Raw genomic sequence first — 13,489 nt, 5'->3', positions numbered from 1 at the left:
CAATGTCAATGCAGACACCCAAAGAGATCGGAGCCATCCAGTTCGGGCTGATGGACCCCGAGACGTACCGAGATATGTCCGCGACGAAGATCATCACCGCGGACACCTACGACGACGACGGCTACCCAATCGATATGGGGCTGATGGACCCCCGCCTCGGGGTCATCGACCCCGGCCTCGAGTGCCGCACCTGCGGGTCACATTCGGGCTCGTGTAACGGCCACTTCGGCCACATCGAACTGGCTGCGCCCGTCATCCACGTCGGCTTCACGAAACTCATCCGCCGCCTGCTCCGCTCGACCTGTCGGGAGTGCGGCCGCCTCTCGCTGACCGCCGAGGAACAGGACGAGTTCCGCGATGGCCTCCAGCGCAACGAGGAACTGGGCGAGGACTGGACCGACGTCCTCAAATCCGCAGTCCGTCAGGCCCGGAAGGCCGACCGCTGCCCGCACTGCGGTGCGCCCCAGCACGACATCAAGCACGAGAAGCCGACCACCTACTACGAGGTCCAGGACGTCCTCGCGGGCGACTACTCCGAGCGCATCGCCGAGGCGATGCAGCCCGACGACGAGGGCGACGGCGGCGTCTCACCCGCCGAACTCGCCGAGGATTCCGGGCTCGACGTGAGCCGGGTCAACGACATCCTCTCCGGCGAGTTCCGTCCAGTCGGTGAGGACCGAAAGAAGATCGAGAAGTCGCTCGACGTCGACCTCACCGAGGAGGACATGAACAAGCTCATGCCCTCCGACATCCGCGACTGGTTCGAGGACATCCCCGACGAGGACATCGAGACGCTGGGGGTCGACCCGAGCCGCTCGCGGCCCGAGTGGATGATCCTCACCGTCCTCCCGGTCCCGCCGGTCACCGCGCGGCCGTCGATCACGCTCGACAACGGCCAGCGCTCCGAGGACGACCTGACGCACAAGCTCGTCGACATCATCCGGATCAATCAGCGGTTCATGGAGAACCGCGAGGCCGGTGCCCCGCAGCTGATCATCGAGGACCTCTGGGAACTGCTCCAGTACCACGTCACGACCTTCGTCGACAACGAGATCTCGGGGACGCCGCCGGCGCGACACCGCTCGGGCCGTCCGCTGAAGACGCTGAGCCAGCGCCTGAAGGGCAAAGAGGGCCGCTTCCGCGGCTCGCTGTCCGGGAAGCGCGTGAACTTCTCCGCACGGACCGTCATCTCGCCGGACCCGACCCTCTCGTTGAACGAGGTCGGTGTCCCCGAGCGCGTCGCTCGCGAGATGACTCAGACGATGAACGTCTCCGAACGGAACCTCGAACAGGCCAAGCAGTACGTTCGGAACGGCCCCGAGGGCCACCCCGGCGCGAACTACGTCAAGCGCCCAGACGGCCGCCGGCTGAAGGTGACCGAGAAGAACTGCGAGGAACTCGCCGAGAAGGTCGACGCCGGCTGGGAGGTCAACCGGCACCTGATCGACGGCGACATCGTGATCTTCAACCGGCAGCCATCGCTGCACCGGATGTCGATTATGGCGCACGAGGTCGTCGTGATGCCGTACAAGACGTTCCGGCTGAACACGGTCGTCTGTCCGCCGTACAACGCTGACTTCGACGGCGACGAGATGAATATGCACGCGCTGCAGACCGAGGAATCGCGGGCCGAGGCCCGCGTCCTGATGCGCGTCCAGGAGCAGCTCCTGAGTCCGCGGTTCGGTGAGAACATCATCGGGGCGATCCAGGACCACATCTCCGGGACGTATCTCCTCACCAACGGCAATCCGCAGTTCTCCGAGACGCAGGCGCTCGACCTCCTGCGGGCGACGAGCATCGACACCCTTCCCGAGCCGGTCGGCGAGGACGAGACCGGCGAGCCCTACTGGACCGGTCGGCAGCTCTTCAGCGAACTGCTCCCCGACGACCTGAACCTCGAATTCACCTCCTCTGCCGGTGACGAGGTGCTGATCGAAGACGGACGGCTCGTCTCGGGAACGATCGACGAGGACGCTGTCGGCGCGTTCGGTGGCGAAGTCGTCGACACGCTCGCGAAGGTTCACTCGAAGACTCGCGCCCGCGTGTTCGTCAACGAGGTCGCCTCGCTGGCGATGCGCGCGATTATGCACTTCGGGTTCTCGATCGGGATCGATGACGAGTCGATTCCGGACGAGGCGACGGCACAGGTCGACGAGGCGATCGGCAACGCTTACGACCGCGTCAACGAACTCATCGAAATCTACGACGCCGGCGAACTCGAGTCGCTGCCGGGCCGCACCGTCGACGAGACCCTCGAAATGAAGATTATGCAGCAACTCGGCAAGGCCCGCGACTCCGCGGGTGAGATCGCCGAGGACCACTTCAGCGACGACAACCCGGCCGTCGTGATGGCCCGCTCGGGCGCACGTGGCTCGATGCTGAACCTCACGCAGATGGCCGGCTGTGTCGGACAGCAGGCCGTTCGTGGCGAGCGTATCAACCGCGGTTACGAGGGGCGAACGCTGAGCCACTACCAGAAAGACGACCTCTCGGCGGACGCGCACGGCTTCGTCGAGAACAGTTACCGCAGCGGCCTGAACCCACGGGAGTTCTTCTTCCACGCGATGGGTGGCCGCGAGGGACTGGTCGACACGGCCGTCCGGACGTCGAAGTCCGGGTACCTGCAGCGTCGGCTGATCAACGCGCTCTCCGAACTGGAAGCGCAGTACGACGGCACCGTCCGCGACACCTCGGGGACGGTCGTCCAGTTCGAGTTCGGTGAGGACGGCACCTCGCCCGTGAAGGTCTCCTCCTCCGAGGAGAACCCGATCGACGTCGAGAACGTCGCCGACCGCATCCTCGACGCCGAGTTCGAGTCCGAAGAGGAGAAAGAGCTGTTCCTCGGCCGGCAGGAACGACCGACGAACATCTCCGAGTACGCCGGCCCCGGCCTCGACAAGGCCCAGAGCCTGGAGGTGGAGTCCGATGACTGAGGAGTACGAGTACATCACCGACGACATCGAGGCTATCGTGACAGATTACAATCTGCCCGAGAGCCTCCGGCACCGCATCTACGAGACTATCGAGGACCGCGAGGGCGTCACCATCGAGCAAGCCGACGAGATCGCCCAGGCGATCTCCTCGCGCTACGAGGACTCCCGCGTCGACGCCCACGACCCCGTCGGGACCGTCTCGGCGCAGTCGATCGGCGAACCCGGAACGCAGATGACGATGAACACGTTCCACTACGCGGGCGTCGCCGAGATCGACGTCACGCAGGGGCTTCCCCGACTCATCGAACTCGTCGACGCGCGGAAGACGCCGGACACGCCGATGATGACGGTCCACCTCGAAGACGAGTACGCCGAGAACCGCGAGCGCGCCCACGAGGTTGTCTGGCAGATGGAGGCGACGAAGATTCTCGCGCTCGGGGACATCTCGACGAACGTGGCCGACATGATCGTGCAGGTCGATCTGAACGAAGACACGCTGGCCGAGCGGTGGCCGACCGTCGACAACATCGACACCGTCGCCCAGGAGATCGCCGAGACGATCGAAGACGCTCTCGGCGTCTCGACGCGGCGCTCGGAGACGCTCATCGAGTTCGGCCCCGAGGAACCGAGTTACCGCCGACTCCTCCAACTCGTCGAGGAACTGCGCGACATCGTGTTCAAAGGACTGGAGGATATCTCCCGCGTCGTCATCCGCAAGGAGGAAAACGAGCAGACCGACGGCGAGGAGTTCGTCCTCTACACCGAGGGATCGGCCTTCGGCGACGTGCTCTCGATCGAGGGCGTCGACGCCTCCCGCACGACGAGTAACAACATCCACGAGGTCTACCGCAACCTCGGCGTCGAGGCGGCCCGCGAGGCCATCATCAACGAGACGATGGAGACGCTTCGCGAGCAGGGGCTCGACGACGTGAACGTCCGGCACCTGATGCTCGTCGCGGACATTATGACGAACCGCGGCGAGATCGAGTCGATCGGTCGGCACGGTATCTCGGGTTCGAAGGACTCCGTGCTGGCGCGAGCTGCGTTCGAGGTGACGGTCAACCACCTGCTCGACGCGGCGGTCCACGGCGAGGAGGATGACCTCGACGGCGTCATCGAAAACGTCATCGTCGGCAAGCCCGTCTCGATCGGGACCGGCGACGTGGACCTGCGGATGGGATCGCTCGAGACAGACGGCGGGGCACCGTCCGATTCCGCCGCCGAGCACACGGACGACTGAGGGATGCGAGTCACGCTCTCCGACGAGGCGCGGCGCTTCATCGCCCTCTTCGAGGACGAGACGGGGGCGACGGCGCGCGACTGCCTTCCCTACGACGACCGCGTCGTCATCCTCGTCGCGGCTGGCGAGATGGGCGCAGCGATCGGCCCCGGCGGCGCGCACGTCCAGGCGGTCGAGTCGGCGATCGGCCGCGACGTCGAACTCGTCGAAGACGCCGAGACCCCGAGCGCCTTCGTCGAGAGCGCACTCGCGCCCGCGGCGGTCAGACACGTCACGCTCTCCGAGCAGGGCGGCGAGACGATCGCCTACGTCGAAGTGCCGGACGACGACCGCGGGGTCGCGATCGGTGCGGACGGGACGCACATCGAGACCGCCCGAACGCTCGCCGCGCGACACCACGAGATCGACGACATCCAGTTGACCTGAGTTTCCGAACGGCCGCCGTCGGGCGTCGCCCCGCTTCCACCGATCTGGACCGGAGCCCGATCGAAAACGACACGTTCTCTCCGCCGTTCAGCCTCTTTCCCCCAGTGAGCGGGCGTGTACCGCACAGCGTGACGGACGAAACGACGGCCGCAGAATCGTCCTTAGGGGGCGCTAACCCGACGTGCGGCCGTTTCGCTGGGTCCGAAAAGGGAGGCTTAAGTACCTCCGCGGGGAACTCAGGGTCACTATGGCGAACGGCAAATACGCCGCGCGGAAGCTCAAGCAGGACCGGCAGAAACGACGCTGGTCCGACTCTGAGTACGCGCGCCGCGAACGCGGTCTCGGTGCGAAGTCCGATCCCCTCGAAGGGGCCCCGCAGGGACGCGGGATCGTCCTCGAGAAGGTCGGGATCGAAGCGAAACAGCCCAACTCGGCGATCCGAAAGTGCGTTCGGGTGCAGCTGATCAAGAACGGCAAGCAGGTCACCGCCTTCTGCCCGGGCGACGGCGCAATCTCGTTCATCGACGAGCACGACGAGGTCACGATCGCCGGGATCGGCGGCGCGAAGGGTCGCGCGATGGGCGACCTCTCGGGCGTGAACTACAAAGTCGAGAAGGTCAACGGCGTCTCGATGATCGAACTGGTCCGCGGCAACGCCGAAAAGCCGGTGCGCTAAGATGTCCGAAAGCGAAGCCCCCGAGCCGGACGCGCCGGCCGACAGCGAGGAAGCGGAGACGAACGCGCAACTGTTCGGCGTCTGGAACGTCACCGACATCGAGTACTCGGACCCCTCGACGGAGCGTTACATCAACGTGACGCCCATCGCTCACACGATGGGTCGCCACGCCTCCAAGCAGTTCCAGAAGTCCGAGATCAGCGTCGTCGAGCGCCTCGTCAACCGCCTGATGCAGACCGAGGAGAACACGGGCCACAAGCAGAAGACGATGAAGATCGTCAAGGAGGCCTTCGAACTCGTCCACGAGCGCACCGAAGAGAACCCGGTGCAGGTCCTCGTCCGCGCGGTGGAACACGCTGCGCCCCGCGAGGAGACGGTTCGCCTCAAGTACGGCGGGATCTCGGTTCCGCAGGCCGTCGACGTCGCGCCGCAGCGCCGCGTCGACCAGGCGCTGAAGTTCATCGCCGAGGGCACCCAGCGCGGGTCGTACAAGAACCCGCAGAGCGCCCACGAGGCACTCGCACAGGTCCTCATCGGCGCGGCTGACTACGACGTCCAGTCGTACGCCATCAGCCAGAAAGAAGAGTCCGAGCGCGTCGCGGAAGCGGCCCGGTAGGCCGTTCGCCACTCACGGCGTCTGGTTCTTTCTCTCTTTGCTTCGTTCGAGAGCCGCCGCGTCGTCGCGTCGAGTCGTCGGAAATCAGTCGACAGCCTCGGTCGACACCTCAGTCCTCAGTCGGCGGCCATACCGGTGCCGGATTCGCCGACGACGTACGCCCGCGTCGCGTCCACCAGCGTCTTCCGGTAGTCGCTGTCGGAGGGGTCGTCACCGAGCGACCTGAAGCGCCGCTTGAACGCGTCGAGGTCGACGCTCGGTGCGTCGTCGGCCGCCGCGTGCGCGAGGTCGTAGAGCCGGTGATCGCGACTGATGACGTCGTGGCGCTCGACGAGGCCGAGCGCGAACGCCGCGTTGACGGCGGTGATCTCCGGATCGGACCCCGCCGTGACGCGGCGTGACTCGGGCCACGGCGCGGGACCCGACCGCGTCGCGACCGCGCGAGCGAGTTCGGACTCCAGAAAGGAGACCAGTTTCTCGGAGGGCATCACCGAGAGCGTGATGTCGTCGGCGTAGATGTCCTTCATGTGATTCGCGATCTGATAGCAGTGTGCGACCTTCCGCCGCTCGACTGATTCGCCGGAGAGCGCGAGAAAGAGCGCTTCTTCGGTCTTGAGATGGTGCGAGGCGTGGCCCTCCTCGTTGCGAGCCATATGAGCCAACTCGTGGACCACCAACTCGCGCGCCATCGCACTCGTCGCCGCCTGCCGGGAGATGTTCAACACGTGGCGGTCCTCGTAGTGCGCCGCCCAGGTCCGCTCGTCGGGGTCCGTCCGGACGTCGACGTACACCGGGAGGTCGAGGTCGCACTCGGTCTCGAAGAGGTCCGCTGCGCCGAGGAATGGGTCGGCCGGGACGTCGCCGCGTACTCGAAGGTCCATGCGTATCTTTCTCACGGGGTGGCGCGACAAGACTCTTACCCCCGGATCCGGGCTCAACGCGGCACAGCCGACGCGACGTCGCCCCACGGTATGCGTTCCGATCGAGCGTCTCGATCATCTGGCGGTCCGCGAACCCCGTGTCAAACGGGTACATACCTCCGTAGTGACCGTCGTATCGGTCGATTTCGCCACCGGCAAAACACTACCCTTTTGACCCTCCTACCGGTACAGGGGCACATAATGGGCCGACGAAAGAAGATCGTACAAGAGTGTGAGCAACTGATGGACAAACCGGAGCAGATCCGGAATATCGCCATCGCGGCTCACGTTGACCACGGAAAGACCACACTGACGGACAACCTCCTGGCCGGTGCCGGGATGATCGCCGACGAGGGCGAGGCCACGCGCCTGATGATGGACACCGAGGAGGACGAACAGGAACGTGGGATCACCATCGACGCGGCAAACGTCTCGATGACCCACGAGTACGAAGAGCAGAATCACCTCATCAACCTCATCGACACGCCGGGCCACGTGGACTTCGGCGGCGACGTGACGCGGGCGATGCGTGCCGTCGACGGCGCGCTGGTCGTCGTCGACGCGGTCGAGGGCGCGATGCCGCAGACCGAAACGGTCGTCCGGCAGGCGCTGCGCGAGGGCGTCAAGCCCGCGCTGTTCATCAACAAGGTCGACCGCCTCATCTCCGAGCTCCAGGAGGGGCCCCAGGAGATGCAAGAGCGGCTGATGGACGTCATCGGCGACGTCAACGAACTCATCCGCGGGATGACCGAGGACATGGACAACGTCGAAGACTGGACGGTCTCGGTCGAAGACGGGACCGTCGCCTTCGGGTCGGCCCTGTACAAGTGGGGCGTCTCCGCGCCCTCGATGGCTCGGACCGGCATCGGCTTCCCCGAGATCATCGAGATGGAGCGCAACGACCAGCGGCTCGAACTCCACGAGCAGACGCCGCTGTCGGACGTCGTCCTCGATATGGTCGCCGAGCACTTCCCGAACCCGCTCGACGCTCAGCCCCGCCGTATCCCGCGCGTCTGGCGCGGTGACGACGAGGCAGAGCTCGCCCGGCAGATGCAGGAAGTCGACGACGACGGAGAGGTCGTCTTCATGGTGACCGACATCTCGATGGACCCCCACGCCGGCGAGATCGCCACCGGGCGACTCTTCAGCGGGACGATCAAACAGGGGCAGGAACTCTACGTCTCCGGAACAGTCGGGCAGAACCGCGTCCAGTCCGTCGGGATCTTCATGGGCGGTGAACGCGAGGAGCTCGATCGTGGCGTCCCCGCGGGTAACATCGCGGCCGTGACTGGGTTGCGTGACGCGATCGCCGGTTCTACCGTCTCCTCCGTGGAGATGACGCCGTTCGAGTCGATCGAGCACATCTCCGAGCCGGTCATCACGAAGAGCGTCGAGGCGAAGAACATGGACGACCTGCCGAAGCTCATCGAGACGCTCCAGCAGGTCGCCAAAGAGGACCCGACCATCCGGGTGGAGATCAACGAGGACACCGGCGAGCACCTGATCAGCGGGCAGGGCGAACTGCACCTCGAGGTCATCACCCAGCGCATCCAGAAGAACCAGGGCATTCCGGTCCAGACCGGCGAACCGATCGTCGTCTTCCGGGAGTCCCCGCAGGACGCCTCCCGCGAGGTCGAGGGCGTCTCGCCGAACCGTCACAACAAGTTCTACATCACGGTTCAACCCCTCTCGGACGACGTCGTCGACGCGATCAAGCTCGGCGAAGTCTCGATGGATATGCCCGAACTGGAGCGTCGTGAGGCGCTGCAGGAGGCCGGGATGGACAAAGACACCTCCCAAGAGGTCGAGCACATCCACGGCACCAACATCCTCATCGACGACACGAAGGGGATCCAGCACCTCAACGAGACGATGGAACTCGTGATCGAGGGGCTCGAGGAAGCGCTCAACGACGGCCCGCTCGCCAACGAGCCGGTCCAGGGCGCGCTGCTCCGCCTCCACGACGCGAAGCTCCACGAGGACACCATCCACCGTGGTCCCGCGCAGGTCATCCCCGCGGTTCGGGACGCAGTTCACCGCGCGCTCATCGACGCGGACATCAAAGTGCTCGAACCCATCCAGAACGTCCGTATCGACGTTCCCTCCGAACACATGGGCTCGGCGTCCGGCGAGATCCAGGGTCGCCGTGGCCGCGTCGACGACATGTTCCAGGAAGGTGACCTGATGGTCATCGAGGGCATCGCGCCCGTCGAAGAGATGATCGGCTTCTCCTCGGATATCCGCTCGGCCACGGAAGGCCGCGCCTCGTGGAACACCGAGAACGCCGGTTTCCGCGTGCTCTCGGACAACCTCCAGCGAGAGAAGATTATGGAGATCCGCGAGCGCAAGGGGATGAAGCTCGAACTCCCCCAGTCCGTCGACCAGTTCTAGGTCGCGCGACTGGACTCCCGTCGGCCCGAACGCAGTCTCTCCGCTCTCGACGCTCTCGACGTTCTCGTTCTTCACGCCGATAGCTGAACCTTCACGTTCGAGCACCGGTCTCGCGAAATTCGGGCGACTGACTGCGTCTGCAACTGCTCTCACTCCCCGACCAGCTCGGTTTCGGGTCCCCGCTCGAGTCGATGGCTGACGACGACGTCGCCCACACTGCCGAGTCGGCGGCAGTTTTCGCCGGCGGCAACGCGTGCATCGACGAAGGCTTATATCGGTCCGGGGGTTGACCTTGGGGTATGTGTACGGCTCCGACCTCACGATCTCGACCCGTCGCTCACAGCGGCCGTCGAGTCGTCGTCTCTCATCGAACCGTGGCTCGTGAGGCCCGCTCCCGCTCGGGAGTGATCGAGCAGTGACGTCGACGTTAGACCCCGACGCGGAGGCCGAATCGACGGCTGACGCTGAAACCGACCCCGACGCTGAAACCGACCCCGACGCCACCGAGCGCTCGCGGCCGAACCGCGTGGACTGCACCGACCCGGATACCGACGCCGACGGCGAGCCGCAACCGCACACGATCCGGCTCGAACTCGCAGACCAACCGGGACAGCTCCTCGACGCGCTCGAACCCATCTCGGCCAACGGCGGGAACCTCCTCTCGATCTTCCACGAGCGGGGGAACGTCACCCCGCGCGGGCGGATCCCCGTCGAGATCGACGTCGAGGCGACGCCGGACCGCTTCGACGCGATCGTGGCTGCGCTCCGCGACGAGGGCGTCAACGTCGTGCAGGCGGGCGCAGAGCACTACGCCGAGGAAGTCGTCGTGCTGCTCGTCGGTCACCTCGTCGACACCGACCTCTCCGATACGCTCCGCCGGATCGAAGACTGCTCGGCGACCTCGATCGACGACTTCTCGCTGAACGCCCCCGAGGGCCGCAGCGACACGTCGAGCGCCCGACTCCGGATGGCGACGCGGGCGGGCGAGGCGACGAAAGCCCTCTCGATCGTCCACGAGATCGCCGAGGAGAAAGATCTGCACGTCGTCGAGCCGCTCGCAGGGGGTGCGGTATGACCGACAGCAAACGCCTCGCGGTCGTCGGCGCGGGTGCCGTCGGCGGATCGGTCGTCGAACTGGCAGCCGACTACGGCCACAGCGTCGTCGCCTTCGCGGACTCGTCGTCGGCGGTCGTCGACGACGACGGCATCGACACCGGGACGGCTCTCGACCGGAAGGCCAGCGAGGGTCACGTCGGTGACGGCGACCCGCAAGACGCCCTCGCAGCCGACTACGACGTCCTCGTGGAGGCGACGCCGACGACACTCGGCGACGCCCACCCCGGCTTCTCACACCTCCGGACTGCCTTGGAACGCGACCGCCACGTCGTGCTCGCGAACAAGGGGCCCGTCGCCGAGCGCTACGCCGACGTCCGGGACCTCGAACGCGACAGTCAGGGGCGCGTCCGCTTCGAGGCCACCGTCGGCGGCGCGATCCCGATCGTCTCGACGGTCGAGGACCTCTCGCCGTCTCACGTCACGGCCGCTCGGGGCGTCCTCAACGGCACGGCGAACTTCATCCTCTCGCGGATGGCCGCCGAGGGTATCGACTACGAACACGTCCTCGCAGAGGCCCAGGACCTCGGCGTCGCGGAGGCAGATCCCACCTTCGACGTCGAAGGGACCGACGCCGCGCTGAAGTGCGTCATCCTCGCGAACGTCCTCTCGGAGGGCGAACGGGAGTTCACGCTCGAGGACGCCGAGGTCGAGGGGATCACGAACGTCCCCGGCAGCGCGCTCGAACTGGCCGCCGAAGACGGCCGGACGATCCGGCTCGTCGGCGAGGCCACCCGGGACGGAATCCGCGTCGGGCCGCGCCTCGTCCCGCAGAACGCCGCGCTCGCGGTCACGGGTACGCGGAACATCGTCCAGTTGGAGACCGACCACGCCGGTCAACTGAACCTCAGTGGCCGCGGTGCGGGCGGCCCGGAGACGGCGTCGGCAGTTCTCGGTGACGTCGGCCGACTGGAGTAGCGGGCATCCCGGCCGCGGGTGGCGTCGGCCTCGCCACCGCTGACAGTGTCGAGGCGCCGACGAACGCAGATCCGCCGACCGCCAACCGACCGGCTCGGGACCCCGTCTGCGGGCTCCTCACGCGACGTTGGACGGAACGAAAGTGCGATCGATATCCGTGGTAGATGCTGCCACAAACCGCGATACTGCGGCGTTTCGGCCGTCTACGTATCGAAATGGTTTTAGGGCTTTCTGGCTAAAGAAGGCGGTACAGAGCGCCTTAGCGCGTGACCTACCTATGAGTGACAAACCGCACCAGAACTTGGCCATCATCGGCCACGTCGACCACGGTAAGAGTACGCTGGTCGGGCGACTCCTGTTCGAGACAGGATCCGTCCCCGAGCACGTAATCGAGCAGCACCGCGAAGAAGCCGAAGAGAAGGGCAAAGGCGGCTTCGAGTTCGCCTATGTGATGGACAACCTCGCCGAAGAGCGTGAGCGTGGGGTCACCATCGACATCGCCCACCAAGAGTTCGACACCGACGAGTACTACTTCACGATCGTCGACTGTCCGGGCCACCGTGACTTCGTGAAGAACATGATCACGGGTGCCTCCCAGGCCGACAACGCGGTCCTCGTCGTCGCCGCCGACGACGGTGTCGCGCCGCAGACCCGCGAGCACGTCTTCCTCGCTCGCACCCTGGGCATCAACGAACTCATCATCGGCGTCAACAAGATGGACCTCGTCGACTACAGCGAGGACTCCTACAAGCAGGTCACTGAAGAGGTTCAGCAGCTTCTTAACCAGGTCCAGTTCAACGCCAACGACGCTACCTTCATCCCGATCTCCGCGTTCGAGGGCGACAACGTCTCCGAGGCATCGGAGAACACCTCCTGGTACGACGGCCCGACGCTGCTCGAATCGCTCAACAACCTGCCGGAGCCGCAGCCGCCGACGGACGCGCCGCTGCGCCTGCCGATTCAGGACGTCTACACGATCTCGGGTATCGGGACGGTCCCGGTCGGACGTGTCGAAACCGGCACCATCAGCCCCGGTGACAACGTCTCTTTCCAGCCGTCGGACGTCGGCGGCGAGGTCAAGACCGTCGAGATGCACCACGAGGAAGTGCCGCAGGCCGGCCCCGGTGACAACGTCGGGTTCAACGTCCGCGGCATCGGCAAGGACGACATCCGCCGTGGCGACGTCTGTGGCCCCGCGGACGAGCCGCCGACGGTCGCCGAGACGTTCAAGGCCCAGGTCGTCGTGATGCAGCACCCGTCGGTCATCACCGCGGGCTACACGCCGGTCTTCCACGCCCACACGGCACAGGTCGCCTGTACGATCGAATCCATCGATCAGAAGCTCGACCCCGCCTCGGGTGAGGTCGCCGAGGAAGATCCCGACTTCATCCAGTCCGGCGACGCTGCGGTCGTCACCGTGCGCCCGCAGAAGCCGCTCAGCATCGAGCCGTCGGGCGACATCCCCGAGCTCGGGTCCTTCGCCGTCCGCGACATGGGTCAGACCATCGCGGCCGGGAAGGTCCTCGAGGTCAACGAGCGATAAATGCAGCAGGCACGCGTCCGTCTCGCCGGGACCAGCCCGGATGACCTCGACGACATCTGCGACGACGTTCGCGAAATCGCGAACAAGACGGGAGTCAACCTCAGCGGGCCGATCCCGCTGCCGACGAAGACGCTCGAAGTGCCCGCGCGGAAGTCCCCCGACGGTGAGGGGACGGCCACGTGGGAGCACTGGGAGATGCGCGTCCACAAGCGTCTCATCGACATCGACGCCGACGAACGCGCGCTTCGGCAGCTGATGCGGATCCAGGTGCCGAACGACGTCAGCATCGAGATCGTCCTCGAAGACTGAGGTCGACGCCCCGTCCGACGCGCACCCGTCGGTCACGGCGCTAAGGCGTCGGCGTCACGCGCGTCGCTTCGCGTGTGATCGCACCACGCGCAGGGGACGAAACAGAAAGTACAAATGACGCCCCGCCTTCGATCGAATTGCGGGCTCGTAGATCAGCGGTAGATCGCTTCCTTCGCAAGGAAGAGGCCCTGGGTTCAAATCCCAGCGAGTCCATATCGGTTATTCTTCATTTAGAGTTTCGCCGTGGAGAGGTGTCTCCGACGGTCAGCAGCCAATATTCTAATTCGTTATCTGCGAAAAAAGATCTGCTTGAGAGTGAGTCCACGAGGGATTTTCTTCCGGATGCCTGGAGTATTGCGATTTACAGAAGGAAGGTTCTGTCCCGATACCTGAGTACGACCGGA

General features: G+C 65.5%; 11 protein-coding genes and 1 tRNA gene. 11 read left to right on the top strand and 1 reads right to left on the bottom strand.

Going from position 1 to position 13,489, the window contains the following annotated elements:
- Positions 1-8: 8 nt before the first annotated feature.
- From BLU74_RS15060 to BLU74_RS15040, 5 genes are all read left to right on the top strand, one after another.
- Complete coding sequence (locus BLU74_RS15060) at positions 9-2,933, top strand: DNA-directed RNA polymerase subunit A' (protein ID WP_089768802.1); 2,925 nt, start codon at positions 9-11, stop codon at positions 2,931-2,933.
- Positions 2,926-4,173 carry a DNA-directed RNA polymerase subunit A'' gene (rpoA2, locus tag BLU74_RS15055; RefSeq protein WP_089768800.1) on the top strand — a complete coding sequence of 416 codons (1,248 nt, stop codon included), beginning with the start codon at positions 2,926-2,928 and terminating at the stop codon, positions 4,171-4,173. Before BLU74_RS15060 ends, rpoA2 begins: the two co-directional genes overlap by 8 nt.
- Before the next feature lie 3 nt (positions 4,174-4,176).
- The gene (locus tag BLU74_RS15050; protein ID WP_089768798.1) at positions 4,177-4,599 is read left to right on the top strand and encodes a NusA-like transcription termination signal-binding factor; all 423 of its coding nucleotides are present in this window, start codon (positions 4,177-4,179) and stop codon (positions 4,597-4,599) included.
- 247 nt (positions 4,600-4,846) lie between these two features.
- The gene (locus BLU74_RS15045) at positions 4,847-5,275 is read left to right on the top strand and encodes a 30S ribosomal protein S12 (protein WP_089768796.1); all 429 of its coding nucleotides are present in this window, start codon (positions 4,847-4,849) and stop codon (positions 5,273-5,275) included.
- Position 5,276: 1 nt separating this feature from the next.
- Positions 5,277-5,891, top strand: a complete 615-nt coding sequence (locus tag BLU74_RS15040; protein ID WP_089768793.1) for a 30S ribosomal protein S7 — start codon at positions 5,277-5,279, stop codon at positions 5,889-5,891.
- A gap of 116 nt (positions 5,892-6,007) precedes the next feature.
- Here BLU74_RS15040 and BLU74_RS15035 read toward each other — a convergent pair whose 3' ends face one another.
- On the bottom strand, positions 6,008-6,772 hold the full coding sequence (locus BLU74_RS15035) for a DUF5781 family protein (RefSeq protein WP_089768791.1): 765 nt from the start codon (positions 6,770-6,772) through the stop codon (positions 6,008-6,010).
- A 240-nt stretch (positions 6,773-7,012) separates the two neighbouring features.
- Between BLU74_RS15035 and BLU74_RS15030 the strand changes: the two genes are divergently transcribed.
- From BLU74_RS15030 to BLU74_RS15005, 6 genes are all read left to right on the top strand, one after another.
- Positions 7,013-9,202 (top strand): elongation factor EF-2, encoded by a 2,190-nt coding sequence (locus tag BLU74_RS15030; RefSeq protein WP_089768789.1) that lies wholly within the window; start codon positions 7,013-7,015, stop codon positions 9,200-9,202.
- Positions 9,203-9,728: 526 nt separating this feature from the next.
- On the top strand, positions 9,729-10,277 hold the full coding sequence (locus BLU74_RS15025; RefSeq protein WP_089768849.1) for an amino acid-binding protein: 549 nt from the start codon (positions 9,729-9,731) through the stop codon (positions 10,275-10,277).
- On the top strand, positions 10,274-11,233 hold the full coding sequence (locus BLU74_RS15020; protein WP_089768787.1) for a homoserine dehydrogenase: 960 nt from the start codon (positions 10,274-10,276) through the stop codon (positions 11,231-11,233). Before BLU74_RS15025 ends, BLU74_RS15020 begins: the two co-directional genes overlap by 4 nt.
- Positions 11,234-11,510: 277 nt before the next feature.
- Positions 11,511-12,776, top strand: coding sequence for a translation elongation factor EF-1 subunit alpha (tuf, locus tag BLU74_RS15015; RefSeq protein WP_089768785.1), 1,266 nt, complete (start codon positions 11,511-11,513; stop codon positions 12,774-12,776).
- Entirely contained in the window at positions 12,777-13,085 is a 309-nt protein-coding gene (rpsJ, locus tag BLU74_RS15010; RefSeq protein WP_049985148.1) for a 30S ribosomal protein S10, read from the top strand.
- Positions 13,086-13,226: 141 nt separating this feature from the next.
- A tRNA-Ala gene (locus tag BLU74_RS15005) sits at positions 13,227-13,298 on the top strand.
- Positions 13,299-13,489 lie beyond the last annotated feature (191 nt).

Origin of the sequence: Halobellus clavatus, assembly GCF_900107195.1 — an archaeon.
GTDB classification, from domain to species: domain Archaea; phylum Halobacteriota; class Halobacteria; order Halobacteriales; family Haloferacaceae; genus Haloquadratum; species Haloquadratum clavatum.
The sequence above is the reverse complement of the archived record's forward strand: the minus strand, read 5'-3'. Positions and strand labels throughout refer to the sequence as shown.